General features: G+C 52.0%; 19 protein-coding genes. 9 read left to right on the top strand and 10 right to left on the bottom strand.

The window, feature by feature from the left end:
- Positions 1 to 6: 6 nt before the first annotated feature.
- The 4 genes from INP77_RS07530 to mutM are packed head-to-tail and all read left to right on the top strand — an operon-like array spanning position 7 to position 3,961.
- Positions 7 to 750 (top strand): ABC transporter permease, encoded by a 744-nt coding sequence (locus INP77_RS07530; protein WP_194748387.1) that lies wholly within the window; start codon positions 7 to 9, stop codon positions 748 to 750.
- Positions 751 to 780: 30 nt separating this feature from the next.
- Entirely contained in the window at positions 781 to 2,175 is a 1,395-nt protein-coding gene (locus INP77_RS07525) for a GldG family protein (RefSeq protein WP_194748386.1), read from the top strand.
- A gap of 33 nt (positions 2,176 to 2,208) precedes the next feature.
- A complete protein-coding gene (locus tag INP77_RS07520) occupies positions 2,209 to 3,105 on the top strand; it encodes a DUF4340 domain-containing protein (RefSeq protein WP_194748385.1) in 897 nt (298 codons plus the stop codon).
- Between the two features lies 1 nt (position 3,106).
- Positions 3,107 to 3,961: a bifunctional DNA-formamidopyrimidine glycosylase/DNA-(apurinic or apyrimidinic site) lyase gene (gene mutM, locus INP77_RS07515; RefSeq protein WP_194748384.1), complete on the top strand. Its 855-nt coding sequence runs from the start codon at positions 3,107 to 3,109 to the stop codon at positions 3,959 to 3,961.
- 10 nt (positions 3,962 to 3,971) lie between these two features.
- Here mutM and INP77_RS07510 read toward each other — a convergent pair whose 3' ends face one another.
- The 7 genes from INP77_RS07510 to INP77_RS07480 all read right to left on the bottom strand — a co-directional run bounded on the left by INP77_RS07510 (position 3,972) and on the right by INP77_RS07480 (position 10,932).
- Positions 3,972 to 5,423, bottom strand: a complete 1,452-nt coding sequence (locus INP77_RS07510) for a sensor domain-containing diguanylate cyclase (RefSeq protein WP_194748383.1) — start codon at positions 5,421 to 5,423, stop codon at positions 3,972 to 3,974.
- Positions 5,424 to 5,578: 155 nt separating this feature from the next.
- Positions 5,579 to 7,045 (bottom strand): sodium:solute symporter family protein, encoded by a 1,467-nt coding sequence (locus tag INP77_RS07505; protein WP_194748382.1) that lies wholly within the window; start codon positions 7,043 to 7,045, stop codon positions 5,579 to 5,581.
- Between the two features lie 137 nt (positions 7,046 to 7,182).
- Entirely contained in the window at positions 7,183 to 7,626 is a 444-nt protein-coding gene (locus INP77_RS07500; RefSeq protein ID WP_194748381.1) for a DUF2147 domain-containing protein, read from the bottom strand.
- Between the two features lie 11 nt (positions 7,627 to 7,637).
- Positions 7,638 to 9,185: a ubiquinone biosynthesis regulatory protein kinase UbiB gene (gene ubiB, locus INP77_RS07495; protein ID WP_194748380.1), complete on the bottom strand. Its 1,548-nt coding sequence runs from the start codon at positions 9,183 to 9,185 to the stop codon at positions 7,638 to 7,640.
- Positions 9,185 to 9,781: an SCP2 domain-containing protein gene (locus INP77_RS07490; protein WP_194748379.1), complete on the bottom strand. Its 597-nt coding sequence runs from the start codon at positions 9,779 to 9,781 to the stop codon at positions 9,185 to 9,187. The genes ubiB and INP77_RS07490 overlap by 1 nt, the downstream gene beginning before the upstream one ends.
- 4 nt (positions 9,782 to 9,785) lie before the next feature.
- On the bottom strand, positions 9,786 to 10,553 hold the full coding sequence (gene ubiE, locus INP77_RS07485) for a bifunctional demethylmenaquinone methyltransferase/2-methoxy-6-polyprenyl-1,4-benzoquinol methylase UbiE (protein WP_194748378.1): 768 nt from the start codon (positions 10,551 to 10,553) through the stop codon (positions 9,786 to 9,788).
- Entirely contained in the window at positions 10,537 to 10,932 is a 396-nt protein-coding gene (locus INP77_RS07480) for a gamma-butyrobetaine hydroxylase-like domain-containing protein (protein ID WP_194748377.1), read from the bottom strand. Before INP77_RS07480 ends, ubiE begins: the two co-directional genes overlap by 17 nt.
- Before the next feature lie 230 nt (positions 10,933 to 11,162).
- Here INP77_RS07480 and INP77_RS07475 point away from each other — a divergent pair, with 230 nt between their 5' ends.
- Positions 11,163 to 13,118, top strand: a complete 1,956-nt coding sequence (locus INP77_RS07475; protein WP_194748376.1) for a dynamin family protein — start codon at positions 11,163 to 11,165, stop codon at positions 13,116 to 13,118.
- A gap of 87 nt (positions 13,119 to 13,205) precedes the next feature.
- On the opposite strand, the gene rpoH is transcribed toward INP77_RS07475, so the two are convergent.
- From rpoH to INP77_RS07460, 3 genes are all read right to left on the bottom strand, one after another.
- Positions 13,206 to 14,060 (bottom strand): RNA polymerase sigma factor RpoH, encoded by an 855-nt coding sequence (gene rpoH / locus INP77_RS07470; protein ID WP_194748485.1) that lies wholly within the window; start codon positions 14,058 to 14,060, stop codon positions 13,206 to 13,208.
- 545 nt (positions 14,061 to 14,605) lie between these two features.
- Positions 14,606 to 15,055 (bottom strand): hypothetical protein, encoded by a 450-nt coding sequence (locus INP77_RS07465; protein WP_194748375.1) that lies wholly within the window; start codon positions 15,053 to 15,055, stop codon positions 14,606 to 14,608.
- 356 nt (positions 15,056 to 15,411) lie between these two features.
- Positions 15,412 to 16,038, bottom strand: a complete 627-nt coding sequence (locus INP77_RS07460) for a hypothetical protein (RefSeq protein ID WP_194748374.1) — start codon at positions 16,036 to 16,038, stop codon at positions 15,412 to 15,414.
- Between the two features lie 158 nt (positions 16,039 to 16,196).
- On the opposite strand from INP77_RS07460, the gene INP77_RS07455 reads away from it, so the two are divergent.
- From INP77_RS07455 to urtA, 4 genes are all read left to right on the top strand, one after another.
- The gene (locus INP77_RS07455; RefSeq protein ID WP_194748373.1) at positions 16,197 to 17,381 is read left to right on the top strand and encodes a porin; all 1,185 of its coding nucleotides are present in this window, start codon (positions 16,197 to 16,199) and stop codon (positions 17,379 to 17,381) included.
- A 41-nt stretch (positions 17,382 to 17,422) separates the two neighbouring features.
- Positions 17,423 to 18,646: a formamidase gene (gene fmdA / locus INP77_RS07450; RefSeq protein WP_194748372.1), complete on the top strand. Its 1,224-nt coding sequence runs from the start codon at positions 17,423 to 17,425 to the stop codon at positions 18,644 to 18,646.
- A gap of 54 nt (positions 18,647 to 18,700) precedes the next feature.
- On the top strand, positions 18,701 to 19,039 hold the full coding sequence (locus INP77_RS07445) for an FmdB family zinc ribbon protein (protein ID WP_194748371.1): 339 nt from the start codon (positions 18,701 to 18,703) through the stop codon (positions 19,037 to 19,039).
- Positions 19,040 to 19,100: 61 nt separating this feature from the next.
- On the top strand, positions 19,101 to 20,339 hold the full coding sequence (gene urtA, locus INP77_RS07440; protein ID WP_194748370.1) for an urea ABC transporter substrate-binding protein: 1,239 nt from the start codon (positions 19,101 to 19,103) through the stop codon (positions 20,337 to 20,339).
- The last annotated feature ends 13 nt before the right edge of the window (positions 20,340 to 20,352 follow it).

Genomic DNA, 20,352 nt, shown 5'->3' with positions numbered 1-20,352 from the left:
TAAAGTATGTTGAATATTGCAAGAAAAGAACTCAAGAGTATGTTCGCCTCGCCCATGGGGTGGATTATTCTGGCCCTGCTGACGTTTTCGTTTGGCACCTACTACCTGAATGGCGTGAATAACTACTTTGAAGTCATGTCCGGCTCCATCCGTCCGGCCGAGCGGATTGGGGTCACACAGTTTGTCGGGCAAACTGTCTACGGCCTGGCCTCCTTCATTATGTTATTTGCCGTGCCTTTGCTTTCCATGCGCCTGATTTCAGAGGAGCGCCGCAGCCAGACACTGCCATTTTTGTTCAGTGCGCCGTTGTCCATCAGCGAAATTGTGATGGGCAAGTTTTTAGGCCTGGTGGTGTTCCTGAGCATTCTGGTGGTTTACATCGGCGTGATGCTGACAACCTTGAATATCTGGTCAGATATTGATTTTGGCTATATTTTTGCCAATTCGCTAGGGCTGTTGCTGCTGGTCTCCAGCTTTGCCGCGCTGGGTCTGTATTTTTCCAGCTTGACGGCACAGCCGATCATTGCCGGCATTTTGAGTTTTATTGCCCTGTTTGTGCTCATGATTCTGGACCGCTTTTTTGCCGGTGACCCGACCAGCACCATGCTCAAGTTTTCGTTAATGCGTCATTTTCAGTCATTTGCCGGTGGCTTGATTGATACGGCTGACCTGGCCTATTTTGGCCTGTTTATCCTTACCTTTATTACCCTGACGATCCGTCGTCTGGATGCAGATCGTTTGCGCGGCTAAGCCCGCGTTGTTGTCGAGTTTGAAAGCACTATGAAAATTAACAGTAAGTTTAGATGGCAGTTGCTGGCACAAAACTGGATGTTTGTGCTGGTGTTTCTGGCGCTGGTGGTGATGTTGGGCTACTTGTCCAGCCAATATCGCTGGGCCAAGGATATTACCCAGGCCAACCGCAACATCCTGACCCAGGGCAGTGTCAATGTGCTCAAGCAGATGGATGGCGACATCAATATCACCGTGTTTGCCACCAATGATGACGCCAATAACGGCGACACTTTCCGTAAAGGCATGCTGGATTTTGTTGCACGCTACCAGCGCGAAAAGAAAAATGTATTCATCAAGTTTATCAATCCGTCTGAAGAGCCCAAGATGGCGCAGGAGGCCGGGGTAAAAGTTGACGGTGAAACCATCGTCGAATACAACAAGCGCAGTGAACATATCACGCCACCGTTTGCCGAGCAGGAAATGACCAATTTGCTGGTGCGCCTGTCGCGTACCAACAACCAGCCAGTCATGTATCTGGATGGCCATGGTGAGCGTCTGCTGCAAGGCGTCAAGAATCATGACCTGGGTGAGTTTGGCAAGCAACTGGAAAGCAAGGGCTTCAAGTTTGCCAACCCGGATCTGACTATTGCCCAGGACGTGCCCGCCAATGGCGCCATGCTGGTGATTGCGGCACCGCAAGTGGATATCTCTGCGGTAGAGGCCAAAAAAATCAAGGCGTATATTGAGGCAGGCGGTAACGTGTTGTGGCTGCTGGATGACGATAATCTGCATGGCTTGCAAGAAGTGGCTGACTATCTGGGCATCAAAGTGTCTGCGGGTATCGTGGTTGACCGTGCCGCCGAGCAGTATGGTGCCGATCCGAAAATGGCGTTTGCCAGTCTGTATGGCGATCATCCGATCACCCGCAACTTTATGCTGCGCACCGTGTTCCCGGAAGCACATGAAGTCGATGGCCAGGCCTCGGATGATCTGGGCTGGAAAGTCGGGCGCCTGATTGATGTGGCGCCCAATGGCTGGCTGGAGTCTGACAAGATTCCTGCCGGAGCACAGAACCTCAAGGTCCGCTTTGATCAAGGCAAGGATAAAGCCGGTCCGATCAATGTTGGCGTGGCGTTAGAGCGCCAATATGGCAAAAAAGGCCAGCGCGTCGTGGTGATAGGCAATGCCAACTTCCTGGCCAATACTTTTATCACCAACGGTGGCAACCTCGATTTGGGCATCAATATCATCAACTGGCTGGCAGGCGATGACCGTTTGATCACCATTCAGCCGATGCCGCTCAAGGATATCAACGTCACGATTCCCGCCACTGATCAGGGTCGGCTGGTGGCCTGGAGCGTCTTTCATGCCTTCCAGTATTTCATTCCGGTCGGGTTGTTTGTGGCAGGTTTGTTCTTGTGGTGGAGACGCCGCAAGGCTTAATGCCTGGTGAGCTGAGGGTGGAGTAGGTCAGTCATGAAAAAAAGATGGTTATTGAATCTGTTGTTACTGGCGGTGGTGGTGGGCATTGCGGTGTTTTTGCATTTGCAACCGCAAGCGCAGGCGCCCGCGGCCAAGTTTGAAGTCTCCACGCTCAAGATGGCAGATTTTGATGCCGTCAAAGCCGAATTTCCGGCCAAAGCGCCCACGGTCTTTGAAAAGCAGAATGGCTACTGGATGATGCGTAAACCCTATGCGGCGCGTGCCGACCAGGCCTCGGTGCAGCGCATCATTTCGATTATCGCCGCTACCACAGCCACCAGGTTGCCACTACAGGATGCGTCTAAATATGGTCTGGATCAGCCCGTGCTGAAGCTGACGCTGTCCGGCGCCAAAGGCGACCAGGTTTTTAGTTTTGGCACCTATAATCCGGTAACCGAGGAGCAGTATGTGGGCTATGCCGGACAGGTGTATTTACTGGCTGGTCAGTATAGCGAGGCTGCGTCTACCCAACCGATTGAGATGGTCGATAAAATGCCTTTGGCACCCGCTGAGCGCAAACAGTTGGCTGGCTTTGACCTGGCGCATCTGGAGCAGTGGGAAGCAAATGCCTTGAAAGTGCAACTGGCGACTGACGGCAAATGGGCGGTGAATGACCCCAAGGCTAAACCCACGCAAAATGAGTTGAATGAGTGGATGGATTTTAGCTGGGTGCAGGCGCAGGCGGTCTCGGTCGAGTTTTACACCCCAGACCGCAAGCAAACTTATCCTTCTTTTGAGGTGTTGCTGCGGGATGGCAAGAAAATCCACTTTGAAAAATTGCAGGAATCGCCGGAGTACCAACTGGCACGTCCGGATGAAGGCATTATTTATCACTTTAGTAACGACACGGGCTTTACCATGGTGAACCCGCCCATCAACCTTCAGAAGTAGCATGCCTGAATTACCCGAGGTTGAGGTCACGCGCCGCGGCTTGTTGCCGGTAGAGGGCGCGTTGATTGAACAGGTCACCATACGCCATCATGGCTTGCGTTGGCCGATTCCTGCCGACTTGCCGCAGCACCTGCAAGGGCAGCGCTTGCTCAAGCTGACGCGCCGGGCAAAATATATTCTGGCCGAGATCGGCACCGATGCGACCGAGGGCGTGTTGTTATTACACTTGGGCATGTCTGGCCGCCTGTGCTTGCTTGAGCGCGATTTCCCCGCAGAAAAACATGATCACTTTGATATCCGTTTTACCGATGGCCGGGTGATCCGTTTGCGTGATCCGCGCCGATTTGGTGCCGTGTTGTGGCTGGGGCAGGATCCACTGCAACATGCGCTGCTGAACCGTCTCGGACCGGAGCCGCTTGAGGCTGGATTTAACGTCCAATATCTCTACCAGCAATTACGCACGCGCAATGCGCCGATCAAGACCACTATCATGGATGGGCATCTGGTGGTGGGGGTCGGCAATATTTATGCGAGTGAATCACTCTTCCGAGCCCGGATTCATCCCGAAACGCCTGCCAAGGCGTTGACCGAGGCGCAGTGTGCCTTGCTGGTACAAGAAATCAAGGCGACGTTGCAGTCGGCACTCGCGGCGGGGGGCAGTAGTTTGCGCGATTTTTTTGGCGCAGACGGCAATCCGGGCTATTTCCAGCAAACCTATACGGTCTATGGACGCACCGGAGAGCCCTGCCGTATATGCGCCCGCCCGATTCAGAATATCCGCCTGGGGCAACGTTCAACGTTCTATTGTGCGCATTGTCAGCCCAGACCAGCGGATCTGGGCTTGATGAAGCCTTGATCAAGCAGCCTTAGGCTTCATCCGTATCTGGCCGGATGCAGTTGCGCCCGGCGCGTTTGGCGGCATACAAATGATGGTCAGCCCGTTCAACCACTTGTCCCAGCGTTTCATCATTGTGCATCTCGGCCACGCCAGCACTCACCGTGATATGCACCACCTGGTTGCTAAAGTGAAACTGCAATCCGGCCACCGCGGAACGGATCAACTCGGTGATGTCGCGTGCATGCTGCATATTGCATCCCGACAGCAACAGTAAAAACTCCTCACCGCCCCAACGGCACACCACATCCTCTTCGCGCACATGCGATTTGATCAGTTGTGCCACACGAGACAGCACACGGTCACCTGCTTCGTGGCCATAGGTGTCATTCACCTGCTTGAACAGGTCAATATCAATCAGAACCAGTGACAAGGCTTCATCGCGGCGCTTACGGCGGGCCACGGCCTGCTTGAAGTAAAACTCAAATACCTGGCGACTGGTGACCCCGGTCAGTTTATCCTGCGTGGCCATGGTCTCCAGTTTGTCGTGGTAACCGCGTACTGCGACATGCGCGAGGAACAACACAATAGCACTAATCACCAGCGCCACGGCCAGGTTAATCATAAACGCGGTTTCAATACGCTCGGAGCTTGGGTCGTTCACTTGCTCCACAATCAGATACCAGTCAAACTCCGGCACCAGACGGCTATTGAGATAAAGCATGCTGCCATTGTTGGCTTTGAATGAGAATGATGCGCTGGGCGAGGTCAGCACTTTCAAAAACGCTTTGTCCAGGCCAGACTTGTTTTGCAAGTGTAACTCTGAGTGGTAATGACTGCTTTGCAGCATTACCTCGCCCTGGCGATTGACGAAATAAATTTCGCGCCCATAGCGTTTCTGGTAGTTTTCTATCAGTTCGACCACCGTCTGCAACGACAGGCCGACACCGATCACACCAATAAATTTGCCGGATTTATCTTCGATACGGTAATTGACGAAAATGCTGAGGCGTTTGTGATCAGCGGTATCGCGGTCAATATTGATGACATAAGGATGCGGTGAATCTTTGGCCGTGAAATACCAGCTGTCGTCCGGATTACTTCTTGAAACCCGCTTGATCACGCCGGTGGGGTGGTAGTAGTTCAGCGAACTGTCAGAGACAAAGAATGCCGTGATGGTGTTATATTTTTTCTGGATTTGTGCCAGGTAACTGGTCATTTTGCTGGCATCCTGCTCACCATCATTGACCCAGTCAAACACAAATACGTCATTCGCCATCAGCGAAGAGATCAGCAAGGGTTGCAGCAGGTCGCGCTGGATTTCAGAGTAGATATTGTCGCTGGTCAGCGGCAGCATTTCCTGCTCCAAGCGCTCAGTCAGCGAGTCCTTGGCCACGAAATAGCCGATCAGGCTGGTCGCCACAAACCCCGCCAGCACGATCGCGCTGAGAATAACGGTATAGAAACGCTTGTTTACGACCATAACGACCAATGACCTGAAGATGCTTGAACAGCCAAAGGCTGAGATAACTGTGGATTATCACAAAATCCCCATTCTACTGTTCGGCTGAATAGTCCGCTTTTTAATGCCGTATTCATACAATTGGCATGAATGATTCACCATGGTGTATGGCGAGGCTAGTGCGGATGGGATCTGGCAGCATGTTCATGTAAGTAGCCAGCGGCAGGGGCAGGCGTGCCGCCCAGTTTTTGTGGCAACAGGGAGCCGATGACCATGGCGACGGTACTGACCATGAGACCGATCAATTGTGCCGGAATCAGGCTGTCCTTGACCATCACCTCTATCAGGATCCAGCTGGTAATGCCCAGTAAAATGGCAGCCAGCGCCCCCTGGCTGGTGGCACGCTTCCAAAACGCACCAAACAGCAGCGGCACAAAGGCCCCGGCCAGCGTTACCTTGTAAGCGCTTTCTACCATGCCAAAAATAGACAGTTCAGAGTTAAGGGCATAAAACAGCACCATGGCCGCAAAGCCGACCAGGCACAAGCGCATGACGCGCAAGAAGTGATGATCGCTCATCTGTGGCATAAAGCCCTTGACCACGTTTTCGGCAAAGCTGACTGAGGGGGCGAGCAAGGTGGCAGACGAGCAGCTCATGATGGCAGACAGCACTGCCCCAAAGAAGATGGCCTGCGCCAGCAGGGGGGTATGCGTTAACACCAGCGTCGGCAGCACGCGTTGCGAGTCAGTGGCGACCAAGGTGCCAAAAGTCGCCGGGTCTATGAGTGTTGCGGCATAGGCAATAAACATGGGCACAAAGGTGAAACAGAAGTAAATGCTGGCACCCAGTAGCGAGCCCCACAAGGCGATTTTCCCGGTTTTTGCCGAGGTGATGCGTTGAAACACATCTTGTTGCGGGATAGAGCCCAGCATCATGGTCAGCCAGCCTCCCATAAAGGTCAGCCATACGCTCCAGTCTGTGCTTTGCGGGAAAAAGTGCAGCTTGCCCGCGTCACGCGCATGGGCAATGACTGGCGCAATGCCGCCGGTCTGGCCGGAAACCAGATAAGCGATAAACAGCAGGCCGCCAATGACCACGATCATCTGCACAAAATCAAGGATAGCCACAGATAACATCCCGCCGAGTGTGGTGTAGGTGAGGACAATGGCCGTCCCCAGCATCATGCCTGCCTGCTCTGAAATGGCGCCATGACTGATCAGGTTAAAGATCAGGCCCAGGGCTTTGATCTGTGCCGCTACCCAGCCCATGTAGGAGACGACGATGGCCAGGGTGGTCAGCACCTCTACGCTACGGTTGTAGCGCATGCGGTAAAAGTCGCCCAAGGTCAGAATGTTGAGTTTATACAGGCGGCTGGAGAAAAAAATCCCGGCCAGAATCAGGCACATGCTGGAGCCAAACGGGTCTGCGGCCACCCCGGTCAAGCCTTCACGCACAAAGGTGGCGGACACGCCAAAGACCGCTTCTGCGCCAAACCAGGTGGCAAATACGGTGGCGGTCACCACCGGCAAGGGCAGGTGGCGGCCAGCGACTGCATAATCCTTGGTGCTATGTACATTCCTGGCAGCGAACAGGCCTATCCCGATAGAGACAAGTAAGTACGCCACCACAAACCAGATCAGCACAGTCCGTTTCCCTTGAGTCAGTTGCAAAACGCCGATTTTAAAACAAAACCTGGCCTACACAGGGGTTCTCAATCTGGCTGTAGTAAAAAAGGCCCGAAAATCAGGCCTTTTTTACAAATCTGCACGTTTGATTGCCACTATTCCACCCGTTTCCAGGTTTGCGAACGACCAATCAGTGAAATCCCGATAAAGCCACGCACCTCCAGTTCGTTGCCGTTGGGGCTCAGTGTCATTTTGCATTGGTAGGTTTTGCCGTTTTCCGGGTCCAGAATCTCGCCATTTTCATACACATGGGGCTTGCTACCGGCTTTGAGGTGTTTGGCGATGGTCATGCCTATGATTTTTTGCCCTCTACGCTCGTCGGTACATTTGTCACACACAGCATCGCCGGTGTCTGTGGCTAGCAAGCCTTTTTCGACAACGGCATGGTATTCCCCGCCGGATTCGGCAATGCGAACCAGTGAGCGAGGTTTGCCGGTTTTATCGTCCGTCGTTTGCCATAGACCGCTCAAGTCAGCCGCCTGCAAGGCCATGGGTAACATCATCAATACTGCAACAAGTAGCTTCTTGGGGGATGCCATCAAGTACTCCTTTAGTGAGTGAACAGTAAAAACAAGCTGGCAAATTGTAGCAATACCAGCACGAGAATGGCCATCGTCGCCCATTTTTGCCAGGTGGCTTGCTTGTGCTGGCTGTTTAGCAAGGTATCAATATGGGTTTGCTGTTTGGCCAGTTCGCTTTGATTGCGCAGATATTGCTCCAGCAGGCGCGGCATTTCTGCAGCATGGGCAAGTACATAGGGGAGCTCACGTTTTGCAGATTTAAGCAGGCTGCGCCAGCCGATCTGCTCGCTCATCCAGCGCTTGAGAAATGGTTTCGCGCTTTGCCACAAGTCGATATTCGGGTCCAGTTCACGGCCCAGGCCTTCAATATTGAGCAGGGTTTTTTGCAACATAATCAGTTGCGGCTGAATATTCACGCCAAAGCGGCGTGACATCTGAAACAGGCTAAGCAGGGTGCGGCCAAATGAAATTTCCTTGAGTGGCTTTTCAAAGATCGGCTCGCAGATGGCGCGCACGGCTGTTTCGAGGGCTTCTACATTGGTATCTGCCGGCACCCAGCCAGACTCAATATGCGCCACTGCCACATCCCGGTAGTCACGGTTGAAAAAAGCGAGGAAGTTCCGCGCCAGATAATACTGGTCGGTAGGCGTGAGGCTACCCATGATGCCAAAATCCAGTGCAATGAATTTGCCTTTATCCGGCCCCTCTGTCACCACCTGGATATTGCCCGGATGCATGTCGGCATGAAAAAAACCATCACGGAATACCTGCGTAAAAAATACCTCTACGCCTTCGTGAGCCAATTGGGTCAGGTTGATGCCATAGGCCTGCAACGTGGCGGTTTCGCGGACAGGCGTGCCAAACATACGCTGCATGGTCATCACTTGCTTGCGTGAATAGTCCCAGTAAACCGTAGGCACCAGCAGGCGACGGTCACTGAAGTTGCGGCCAAGCTGTGCGCACTGTGCAGCTTCCAGGGTCAGGTCCAGTTCGTGCTCGGTGTGGCGGGCAAATTCATCCACCATTTCATCCGGCTTGAGACGGCGCCCTTCACGGGAGAGTTTTTTGACCCACCAGGCCAGCGTGCGGAGTAAGGCGATGTCTCTATGAATAATGGCGGCAATATTGGGACGCAACACTTTAACAGCTACCTGTTCGCCACTATGCAGTTTGGCAAAGTGCACCTGGGCCACCGAAGCGCTCGCGACTGGAACCGCGTTAAACTCGGCGTAGACCGTCGTCAGCGGGGCGTCAAAGGCCTGCTCAATAATACGCTCCACTTCAGCGTAGGCAAATGGCGGTACCTGGTCCTGCAGTTTGGTCAGTTCATCGGCCACATCCGGCGGCAGCAAGTCGCGGCGTGTAGACAGCATCTGGCCAAACTTGACAAAAATCGGGCCGAGTTTTTCGAGCGCCAGCCGCAAGCGGACGGCCCGTTTCTCCGGCGCATGGCGCCAGAATAACAACCCGTTGAGTAGTCGCGAGCCCAGGCCTGGTTGATTGTCACGGACAAAGAAAATATCCAGCCGATACCAGATCAGCATGCCGATAATGTGAAAAAAGCGTATCCAGTGCATCAGGGCTGACTTTCTGCGGTGGCGTTGGCAGCTAACAGTTTTTCTACGCGTTGCTGCAAGCGGTCTGTGTCTTCCCTGAGCTGGTCGACGGCCTGGTTAAATTGCGTGATGCGGGCTTTTTTTGCCAGTAACGGCTGCTCTTCTTGCCAGTATTCCACCAGCATTTCTCCCAGGTTTTTGGCCTGGCCCTGCAAGCGCTGCATGGTTTGCTGACCGAGTTGGACGACTTCAAAAGCCGCCACATCGCCGACCACTTTACTCAAGTCTTCTTCGACATCCCAGCGGATGGCCGCCAGAATCTTGCCGACTTCCATGCCTAGCGCACTGTCGCCATCAATTTTAATCAGGCTATGCGCCTGCGGATCTTGCCTCAGTAGCCGCATGGCCAGGCTGGGCGGCAAGTGAATGGTGGCATCTGCCATGGCGGTATCGCCTGCAACTGCCAGCTCACCATTGCTTAACACTGTCAGCATGACACGGGCCACTTTAAAGTCTAGACAAAGATGACTGTGCGCATACGGCTGTAACCTGGGAGCGGTCCAGCGGTTTTGCTGCATCAAGTGCTGCAGCACGAATTGAATCAAGGGCTTGAACATGGGGTTAGAGTTTGATGCCTTTGTGCAGCGCGACCACGCCTGCAGTCAGGTTGTAGTAATCGACTTTTTCAAAGCCTGCTGCATGCATCATCTGTTTCAAGGTTTCCTGGTCAGGGTGCATGCGGATGCTTTCTGCCAGATAGCGATAGCTGGGCTCATCGTTGGCGATCCATTTACCAAACTTAGGCAGCAGTTTGAAAGAGTAGGTGTCATAAAGTTTCTCCAGTGGTTGCCAAACCTTGGAAAACTCAAGTACCAGCAGGCGTCCGCCACGCTTGAGCACACGTTGCATTTCTTTGAGCGCAACGTCTTTATGTGTCATGTTGCGCAGGCCAAACGCCACAATGACACAGTCAAAGGTTTCATCAGCAAACGGCAGTCCTTCGGCATTACATTGGGTGGCCGGAATGGTCAGGCCGGCATCAATCATGCGGTCTCGGCCCACGCCCAGCATGGAGGCGTTAATGTCGGTCAAAATGACCGTGCCGGGATTGCTGGGAGACTGGGTCGCCACTTTTTTGGCAAACAGGCGCGACAGGTCGCCGCTGCCGCCGGCAATATCGAGTACTTTGTCACCCTGCCCAACGCCGCTGACATCCACGGCAAAGCGTTTCCACAGCCGATGCATGCCCGCAGACATGACGTCATTCATGATGTCGTATTTTTGCGCCACCGAATGAAAGACTTCGCCCACTTTTTTCTGTTTTTCCCGTTCATCGACGGTTTCAAAGCCAAAGTGGGTGGTTTTTTGCTGCTCAGTGTTGGATTGCATGTTTGGGTTCCTTGCGCGTATGGCCTGCCATGGTGAGTTTGGCGATGTAGTCTTGCCACAGGCTTTCATAATGTTGTGCCAGATAATACAGATAATCCCATGAATACAGCCCGGTATCATGACCATCATCAAAGATTAATTTGATTGCATAGCGGCCAACCGGTTCAATGGCGCTGATATTCACATCCTGCTTGTCCAGTTGCAGCACTTCCTGGCCTGCGCCATGCCCGCGGACCTCGGCAGAGGGCGAGTACACACGTAAAAACTCGCATGACAGCATGCATTCCGTCTGGTTATCGAAATGAATTTCCAGCAAGCGCGAGCCCTGATGCAGTTGGATCAGGGTAGGGATGGGGCAATCAGGATGTAGACCGCTCATATGATTGAAGAAAACCGTGTTTGGGGCCGTTAACTTGAATATTGCGCATGATAGCAGATGCACGCATCTACCGCATGGCAAGCAAATGTTTCATGTTAGGGTTGATAATTCATTTTATTTGTGAATTAATAGCTGTACTTGCATGATTTATTTGATCTTTTAACAATTCATGTTAGATTATAGAAAAATAACAACAAGTAGGTCACCTTAATAAAATTGCAGCAGGTCCTATGGAAAATAACCGACTGGCACAACAATTTGATTTGTATACACGCTGGCGTCAATCGATTGCTGATGTACTGGGAGAGTATCGACGCTGGATTGCGGACAAGCAGCTCAGTGATGTGCAGTTAGATGAGCGCATACAGCAGCAACTCAACCGCTTGCGTGAAGACAAGCTCAATGTCGCTTTTGTTGCCGAGTTCTCGCGCGGCAAGTCAGAACTTATCAATGCCATTTTCTTTTCAGGGTATGGTCACCGGTTGTTGCCATCCGGTGCAGGCCGTACCACCATGTGTCCCACCGAGCTGCGTTATGACACCGGCAAACCCGTTAGCCTGTCACTGCTGCCGATTGAAACCAATACCCACCAGATTTCCATTACTGAATATCGCCGCATGCCGCAAGCCTGGTCTGTGGTGGAGTTCGATGCCCATTCGCGCGACAGCATGGTTGAAGCCTTCAAGGAGGTCAGTCGTACCCGTCGCGTGACAGTGCAAGAGGCGCAGTCGCTGGGTTTGTATCATCCGGACAATTCTGATGATGCCATGTTGATCGGCGCAGATGGCCTGATGGAGATTCCATGCTGGCGCTATGCCATGATTAATTTCCCGCATCCCTTGCTCAAGCAGGGCTTGGTAATCCTTGATACGCCCGGCCTCAATGCCATCGGTGCCGAGCCTGAGTTAACCATGAGCATGCTGCCGAATGCGCATGCCGTGCTGTTTATTCTCGGCGCGGATACCGGTGTTACCAAGTCCGAGATGGAAGTCTGGCGCCGTTATATTAGTGGCGCGCGCTGGAAGCAAAAAGGCCGCATGGCGGTGCTCAACAAGATTGATGGCTTGTGGGATCCGCTCAAGACAGATGATGAGGTGGAGGCAGAGCTTTATCGTCAATTGCAACATACTGCTGAGTTACTGGGCTTGTCTCGCGACCAGATCTTGCCAACCTCTGCCCAAAAAGGCTTGCTGGCCAAGGTCAAAGGCGATGTGGCCTTGCTGCAAAAGAGCCGCTTGCTGCAGCTGGAGAAAAATCTCTCGGATGAGTTGATCCCGGCCAAGCAGGAAATTGTGCGCGAGAGCCTGCAGGGTGAGATTGACGACATGATGCAGCAAACGCGGGTGACCCTGGAAACCCGACTGCAAAGTGTGCTAGACCAGTCGGACGAGTTGCGTTGCTTGCAAGGCAAAAATGAAGACGTGATTGCGCAGATGATGCGCAAGGTGAAACAGGACAAGGTTAATTTTGAAGTCGGCTTGCAACGTTACCAGGCTTTGCGTAGTGTGTTTTCCGTGCAATCCAACCAGTTATTTCACCATCTCGGCATGCCAGCACTCAAGAACAAGGTGCGTGAAACGCGTGAGACCATGATGAAAGCGGCGTTTACTAAAACCATGCGTCAGGCCATGGATGACTTTTTCAGTGACCTCAAGCGCCGGATGATGGATGCAGACGTGCATGTGCTTGAGATCAAGAAAATGATGGAAGCCATGTATGAAAAATTCTCCAAAGAACATGGACTGTTGCAAAAGTCGCCCCCCCCATTTTCCACTTCACGTTACCTCAAGGCCCTGAATAAACTCGAAGCGATTTACCGCGATCAGTTCAATACCACCTTTAACATGATTGCGCATGAAAAGCTGACGCTGACCAGTAAATTCTTTGAGACCCTGGCCAGCCATGTCATTATCGAGTATGAAGCCGCTAACCGCGATACGGAAAGCTGGCTTAAAGCCGTGATGGCGCCTATGGAAAGCCAGATGCGTGAGCATCATGTGCAACTCAAGCGCCGGGTCGAAAGTATCAAACGTATTTATCAGGCCACCGATACCCTGGAAGAGCGTATTGCGGACCTGGAGCAGGTGGAACTCTCTATTCGGCAGCAGTTGGCAGATCTGGATCATTTGCATGCCAAAGCCATGACGGCGTTGATGCATGAAGAGGTCGTCGTGAAAGCTGCCTAAGCGGTGATTGAGGACAAGATTTTCGGGGGAAGAGGTATGAACTCTGAAGCACGAACATAAAAAAACGGGTGCCAGTCACCCGTTTTTTTATTTGCTTTCCAGCATATAGGTTTTGATCTTTTGCATCGCCTTTTGCTCAATCTGGCGGATACGTTCAGCCGAAACACTAAATTCTGCGGCCAGATCATGCAAGGTCGCCGTATTGCCCTCGGTCAGCCAGCGGGCTTGCAGTACACGACGACTACGCTCATCCAGCTGCTGCAAAGCCATGCTCAGGCCTTCTGTCTGCATGTGCTCAGTCTGCAGGTTTTCCAGCAAGGTAGAAGGTTCAGGACCTTCATCTTCCAGAAACGCGATTGGGCTGTACACTTCTTCGCCATCCTCGTCCACTTGCGCATCCAGAGAGATTTCCTGACCATTGAGGCGGTATTCCATCTCGGTCACGTCTTCTGGCTTTACATTCAGTTCAGTCGCAATGCGTTGAACATCTTCCTGGCTTAAGGTCTCAAATCCATTTTTCATGCTGCGCAAGTTAAAGAACAGCTTGCGTTGCGCTTTGGTGGTGGCGGTCTTGACCAAACGCCAGTTGCGCACAATATACTCATGAATCTCAGCCTTGATCCAGTGCATGGCAAAAGAAACCAGACGCACACCGCGATCGGGATCAAAGCGTTTAACTGCTTTCATCAAGCCAATATTACCCTCTTGGATCAGGTCTGATTGGGGCAGGCCATAACCGCTGTAACCACGGGCAATGCTGGCGACCAGACGCAAGTGCGACACAATTAGCGCACGCGCAGCCTCAAGGTCCCCGCTTTGTTTCAGGCGGGTCGCATAACCGTATTCTTCTTCAGCGGTCAGCACCGGAAACTGCTTGATGGTCTGCAGGTATTTATCCAGGCTGTCTGCCGATGCAACGACAGGTAATGTAAAAGCGTTGATAACAAACTCCTTGGTATCAAAAGAGATTTAAAACAATTTTAGCACTCAATGTATGAGAGTGCTAGTCTCTGGCAAAGTTCCAACTGGCTATCGCATTTTATAAACTAAATCCGGCTCGAAAAGCAGAATAAAACCCGGAATTCAACCTCAATTTTGGAGGATCAATCACTGCCGGAAGGCGTTGGCAGGGAGATCGGGATAATGGGGGGATATTCATATGGCGGGCAGGCAATACTGACGTTAGCAAGGGCATGGGGCAGTGGGGTAAATATGTTGTGCAACTTATTGGATCCTATGCAACACAAGGCGCAGAACCGGTTGCATGAAGCTGAACCTTAATAGTTACCGCTTGAAGCCAGTCACTGCAATCCGTTGTGATGTTGGGTGGGGCAGCGCCGCTTGTTACGCATGCGTGCTTTATCCTTCATCGCGGCACAGCAATGTGCTGAGCCTGATAAAGGATAAAGCATCATAATCGGTTTGGCTGACATTGTGCTTACAGTATCCGGTCTGTCATCAGGCTCACGGTATTGAATGGTTTCAGATTAATCCCTGCCGTGACCATGGCCACGTCCCGGGCCGCCAGGTCTGCCTCCTGGCCCTGGTGGGCCATCATGCCAGTGATCCCAACCGGGACCAGGCCCAGGTGGACCAGGATGTGCCCGGTAATGTGGCACATAAACATTCTGATACCAGCCATCCTGGACAAAATAGACCTGACGACCACAAGCGCCATAGCCGCCGCAATAGCGTGCCCAGCGCTTCATATGGCCGGGCGGTACATGCAGATACATGGGGGGCTGCACCACGGCCACCGGTGGTGGCTGGATAATCACGGGTTGCGGGTAGACCACTTGCGGCACTGGATAAGCATCACCGAGGACTATCTGGCCGTAAAAGCCGGGTTGCCCCACGCTGACCGCGACACCGGCTTCTGCGGTCGTGGCCAGGGCAATTGTCCAACATAATGCACCTGCCATCAGTATTCTGAGCATGGTTACCTTCTTTCTATCTGTTTCAGAAAAATGCAGATTGATTTGCATAGGCGGATTTTAGAAAGGCTATGCCCCGCAGAGCAGTCTGATTATTCTGATAGCGTTGTCAGAGGGTGCTGACAGTCATTGCCTGGGTTTTATGATGAATGATTTTTGAGAGAACTAATGGCATGGGGCGGATCAACAGGCTCAGGTCAGGGCACCTGGGCAGATGAGATGGTTAAATCAATAGCTTGTTAATTACTGGCTTGTGATGCTTCTGTCTTGGCGCGAGTGTAAAGTGGTCTCTATTGACAGCCTCGCGTGCCTGCCAATAGCGCCATCCGATTGACGGACGGCGACTGGCAAGCAATTTTTTACTTCACATTTCGTACGGCCATCCAGCCCAAGTCATGCATACAGGAGACAAACGCACGTTTAAAAGTCTGTGTCTTGTAATCAGGCAGGTAGTTTTCTCCCAGCTTTTTCTCGCAGCTGGCTTGGTCACGAGATAGCTGGTTGGGGAAAGCCCCCATTTTCCACCATGAATTGATCGAATACGCGACATCGGGACCGTCATTCACGGTGCTGTGTGGTGCAGCAGGGGCTGATTCAGGTGCGTCGTCCGCTGGCGTTAACGGTGCCGAGCTGGCTGGGGCAGAGGCACCACTGGTTGCTGCCGGGCTTGCTTGTGGTTTTTTTGCAACAGCTGCAGCTTGCGCTTTCGCTGCATTCTCTTTGGATAAGTCTATAAAAGGACTGGGCTTGCTTTGCATGCCACCGCGGTTATCCGAAGCCTCTATGGTTGCAAATAAAGGATCAACCGCATCAAGCTTGGGTTTTTTCCAACCATGCTCGGCCAGGCATGCCGAGAGCTGATCGCCGCTGCCACGGCAGGCTTGATGCGCCCGTTCGATGTCCTGCTGGTTGCCGCCTTGCTTGTAAGAAATCTGGCCGCATCCTGCCAATACAGCGGTCATGAATAGGTAAGTTAAAAGACGCATTGCGAGTCCTGTTCGTGATTTGTTATGCGCAGTCTAGCGGGCTTTTCACGCCCTCGCCACTACGCAAATTGACGTATTTGTCCTACACCCCCCTCTCGTTAAGCTGAGCGCAAGTTTTGATCAACTGTGATTTGAATTTAACGAGAAAGGGAACTTAGATGATGAACTTGAAAAAATGTGCCTTGCATACTGCGGTAGCAATGGCTTGTGGCCTGGGTGCACAACTGGCAAATGCGGGTGCAACAATCAACTTTGGCGAAGATAAATATATTGGCCTTGGGTTTGGCTTTATCAGCAGCTATAACTCAAAAGAGGACGCTGTGAATCAAGGCAGCGATCGTTCAAACGACTTCGCTCTGGATAGTGCTCGTATTTATATCTCTGGTTCTTTTAACAAGTATATCAAAGGCATGCTGAACACTGAAAAATCAGGTGGCGGCTCTGCAGGCTCTAATGTTGAAGTGATTGATGCCAACGTGCAATTTCAGTTAACCCCTGAAGTGGCCATCTGGGCAGGTCGTTTCCTGTCTCCGAGTGACCGTGCCAACATGGCAGGTCCTTACTACTCCATGGGTGGTGGCTACTGGGCCAACATTGCTTCACGTTATGGCTGGAACGGTGGTGTGATTGGTCGTGATGACGGTGTGGCTATGGTTACCAGCTTTCTTGAGGATCATCTTAATGTTTCATTCGGTGCCTTTGAAGGTAACCAGATTTTCCGTTTTAGTGGGGTTGGCGCGCAGTCACAATCTTCAACACATAAAGATAACCTGATGTATGCCGGTCGTGTGCAATACGATTTCTGGGATGCAGAACCAGGCTACTACGGTACAGGCAACTACTTTGGTGCTAAAGACATTCTTGCCATCGGGGTTGCTGGACGTTACAAAAAAGATGGTGTTGTCAGCCCTACCAATGTGGTGGGTGATTACAAAGCTTACAGCGTGGACTTCCTGTTAGAGAAAAAAGATGTGGGTCCTGGTACCTTTTCTGCTGAAGCTGCTTACTACTACTACGGCACCGATGGTGTATTTAAAGGTGAGCAAGGTCATGCATACTCCGCTGGCTTAGGCTACCTGTTCCAGGAACAAGTAGGCTGGGGCAAATTCATGCCTATCATTCGTTACCAGAAATTTAACGCCGATGGTGTGACAAGCTACAACTCGACAACGACAGCTTTTACCAATACCACCGGCGGTGGCGCAAGCAAACGCTTTGAAGTGGGCACCAATTACGTGATTGCACCTTACAACGCGACTTTGACAGCCACCTACGGCAAAGAAGATACCGCGACGGCTTCTAATAAAGATTTCGTCCGAGTCGCCCTGCAGATGCAGTTCTAATCAACACCTTATAACCCTTTCCCACAAAGGAGATGAGCGTAATGAAAACAATAGTGAAGTTGGATTTGGATAAAAAACCATGGGAGCAGGACGGCCAGATTCATAACCGCTGGCACCCCGACCTGCCGATGATTGCCATGGTCAAGCCAGGGGATGAGTTCCGTGTTGAGTGTATGGACTGGACAGGTGGTCAGATCGGTAATAACGATAGCGCCAATGATGTGCGTGACGTTGATCTAACCCAGGTGCACTACCTGAGTGGCCCGATTGGCGTGGAAGGTGCTGAGCCGGGTGACTTGATGGTGGTGGATATTCTGGATGTGGGTACTTTTGATGAATATCAATGGGGCTTTAACGGTTTGTTTGCCAAGGAAAATGGTGGGGGCTTTCTGACCGACCACTTCCCTGAAGCGAGCAAAACCATCTGGGATTTCCACGGCGTGTATACCACTTCCCGTCATGTGCCTAAGGTGCGGTATGCCGGCATTATGCACCCGGGTCTGATTGGTTGCCTGCCATCCAAAGAACTGCTCGAAACCTGGAACAAGCGTGAAGGCGACCTGATTGCAACGGATCCGGATCGTGTCCCGCCACTGGCTTGCCCTCCGACTTCACAATCTGCCGTCATGGGCCGTTTGAGTGGCGACGCTGCCAAAAAAGCAGCAGCCGAAGGCGCGCGTACCGTGCCACCACGTGATCACGGCGGTAACTGCGATATCAAGAACCTGACCAAAGGCTCAAGGGTGTACTTCCCGGTCTATGTGAAGGATGGCGGTCTCTCCATGGGTGACCTGCACTTCTCACAAGGCGACGGTGAAATCACTTTCTGCGGTGCGATTGAAATGGCCGGTTACCTCGATATCAAAGTGGGCCTGATCAAGGATGGTGTAAAGAAATACGGGATTAAAAACCCTGTGTTCCAGCCCAGCCCGATTACACCGACTTACCGTGATTACATGATTTTTGAAGGCATTTCGGTTGACGAAGCCGGCAAGCAACATTACCTGGATGTGCATATTGCCTACCGCCAGGCTTGCCTCAACGCGATTGAGTACCTGAAAAAATTTGGTTACAGCGGCGAACAAGCGGTATCCATCCTGGGGACTGCGCCGGTAGAGGGGCATATCAGTGGCATCGTCGATATCCCTAACGCTTGTGCCACCTTGTGGGTCCCGACCGAGATCTTTGAGTTTGATATCCGACCTAACGCGGATGGACCGAAGATCATGGTGCCGCCAGGCATCGATGTGTCCACTTGCACATAACAATGAGTGTTGATCGCGTGCAGTTTATTTGATCAGACTTGATAGGAAACCAAGATGCCTCTTTACGAATATGAATGTGACAGTTGTGGCGTGTTTACTGCGCTACGCAAAATGAGTGAGTCGAGTTTGCCTGCCTACTGCGATTGTTGCGGGGCAGAGAGTCCACGGATTTTATCTGCGCCCAAACTGGCCATCATGGACAAAATGCAACGGTCTGCGCATGAACGTAACGAGAAATCTGCTAACGAGCCGCGTACAGCCAGACGTTCCAGCTGTGGCTGTACCGGATCACACACGTGTAAAACCAAGCCGCCGGTCAACCAGGATACAGGTAAACCGGGCTTGCAAATGCAGACCAAGAAAACGGCACGGCCGTGGATGGTCGGGCATTAATCAGCGACATCAATCCCTTAATTATTGATTTTATTGATTTATCCATAAAGGAGAAGAAGTAATGAGTACCTCAAACAGACGCGGTTTTATGAAGGGCGCATTGGTCGGTGCCATGATGGCCGCAGGCCTTATCAGCGGTCATGCATTTGCAGCGGATTATCCGACTGCAAAAGTGAATACGACTGGCTTGGCAGTGACTGACTCCACAGTAAAAGTAGGTATTCTGCACTCTGCCACCGGCACGATGGCGATTAGTGAAACCGGTTCTATCCAGGCTGAAAAGCTGGCGATCGAACAGATCAACGCCATGGGCGGTATTCTGGGCCGCAAGATTGAAATTATCCAGGAAGACGGTGCGTCTGACTGGCCAACTTTCGCAGAAAAAGCGAAGAAACTGCTGGAAAAAGACAAAGTGGCTGCTGTGATGGGCTGCTGGACGTCTGCTTCACGTAAAGCGGCTTTGCCAGTGTTTGAAAAAGACAATGGCTTGTTGTTCTACCCAACCTTCTACGAAGGTCTGGAGCAATCCAAAAACGTGTTCTACACCGGTCAAGAAGCGACACAACAAATTCTGGCAGGGTTGGACTGGATCGCTAAAGAGAAAAAAGCCAAGACTTTCTACCTGATTGGTTCTGACTACATCTGGCCACGTACTTCCATGAAGATTGCCCGTAAACACATCGAGCAACACTTGCATGGCACTGTGGTGGGTGAAGAATACATCGCCTTGGGTGACACCCAGTTCGGTTCTGTGATCAACAAAATCAAACTGAAAAAACCTGACGTGATCTACGCAGCGGTGGTGGGCGGCAGTAACGTGGCTTGGTTCAAACAATTGAACGCTGCTGGTTTGAACTCCAGCAAACAAACCATGTTGACGATCTCCGTGACCGAGGACGAAGTGTTGGGTATCGGCGGTGAAAACCTGGCTGGTTTCTACTCTGCGATGAAATACTTCCAGTCTCAAGACAATGAGGCTAACAAGAAATTTGTAGAGGCGTTCAAAAAACGCTGGGGTGAGAAGTCTGTGATCGGCGACGTGACACAAGCTGCTTACCTGGGTCCATGGTTGTACAAGGCAGCCGTTGAGCGCGCAGGTAGCTTCGATGTAGACAAAGTGCAAGCAGCATTGCCAGGCTACACTTTCAAAGATGCACCAGAAGGCCCTGTTACTGTGGAAGCCAACCACCACCTGACCACCAAGCTGCGTATTGGTCAGTGGGGTAAAGATGGCCAGGCCAAAGTGGTATACACCTCTGATTACATCAAACCTGATCCATTTCCAAAAGGCTATCAATAAGCTAGTCCTGTCG

It is taken from the genome of Methylophilus sp. 13 (genome assembly GCF_015354335.1).
Classification (GTDB): Bacteria; Pseudomonadota; Gammaproteobacteria; order Burkholderiales; family Methylophilaceae; genus Methylophilus; species Methylophilus glucosoxydans.
Note: the sequence above shows the minus strand (reverse complement) of the source record. Positions and strands in the feature narration are given on the sequence as shown.

Coding starts and splice junctions, on each gene's coding strand:
- INP77_RS07445 (WP_194748371.1), top strand. CDS start 18,701: ATGCCTCTTTACGAATATGAATGTGACAGTTGTGGCGTGTTTACTGCG.
- INP77_RS07500 (WP_194748381.1), bottom strand. CDS start 7,626: ATGGCATCCCCCAAGAAGCTACTTGTTGCAGTATTGATGATGTTACCC.
- INP77_RS07460 (WP_194748374.1), bottom strand. CDS start 16,038: ATGCGTCTTTTAACTTACCTATTCATGACCGCTGTATTGGCAGGATGC.
- INP77_RS07525 (WP_194748386.1), top strand. CDS start 781: ATGAAAATTAACAGTAAGTTTAGATGGCAGTTGCTGGCACAAAACTGG.
- INP77_RS07475 (WP_194748376.1), top strand. CDS start 11,163: ATGGAAAATAACCGACTGGCACAACAATTTGATTTGTATACACGCTGG.
- INP77_RS07510 (WP_194748383.1), bottom strand. CDS start 5,423: ATGGTCGTAAACAAGCGTTTCTATACCGTTATTCTCAGCGCGATCGTG.
- INP77_RS07520 (WP_194748385.1), top strand. CDS start 2,209: ATGAAAAAAAGATGGTTATTGAATCTGTTGTTACTGGCGGTGGTGGTG.
- fmdA (WP_194748372.1), top strand. CDS start 17,423: ATGAAAACAATAGTGAAGTTGGATTTGGATAAAAAACCATGGGAGCAG.
- INP77_RS07455 (WP_194748373.1), top strand. CDS start 16,197: ATGATGAACTTGAAAAAATGTGCCTTGCATACTGCGGTAGCAATGGCT.
- INP77_RS07530 (WP_194748387.1), top strand. CDS start 7: ATGTTGAATATTGCAAGAAAAGAACTCAAGAGTATGTTCGCCTCGCCC.
- ubiE (WP_194748378.1), bottom strand. CDS start 10,553: ATGCAATCCAACACTGAGCAGCAAAAAACCACCCACTTTGGCTTTGAA.
- urtA (WP_194748370.1), top strand. CDS start 19,101: ATGAGTACCTCAAACAGACGCGGTTTTATGAAGGGCGCATTGGTCGGT.
- mutM (WP_194748384.1), top strand. CDS start 3,107: ATGCCTGAATTACCCGAGGTTGAGGTCACGCGCCGCGGCTTGTTGCCG.
- INP77_RS07480 (WP_194748377.1), bottom strand. CDS start 10,932: ATGAGCGGTCTACATCCTGATTGCCCCATCCCTACCCTGATCCAACTG.
- ubiB (WP_194748380.1), bottom strand. CDS start 9,185: ATGCACTGGATACGCTTTTTTCACATTATCGGCATGCTGATCTGGTAT.
- INP77_RS07465 (WP_194748375.1), bottom strand. CDS start 15,055: ATGCTCAGAATACTGATGGCAGGTGCATTATGTTGGACAATTGCCCTG.
- INP77_RS07490 (WP_194748379.1), bottom strand. CDS start 9,781: ATGTTCAAGCCCTTGATTCAATTCGTGCTGCAGCACTTGATGCAGCAA.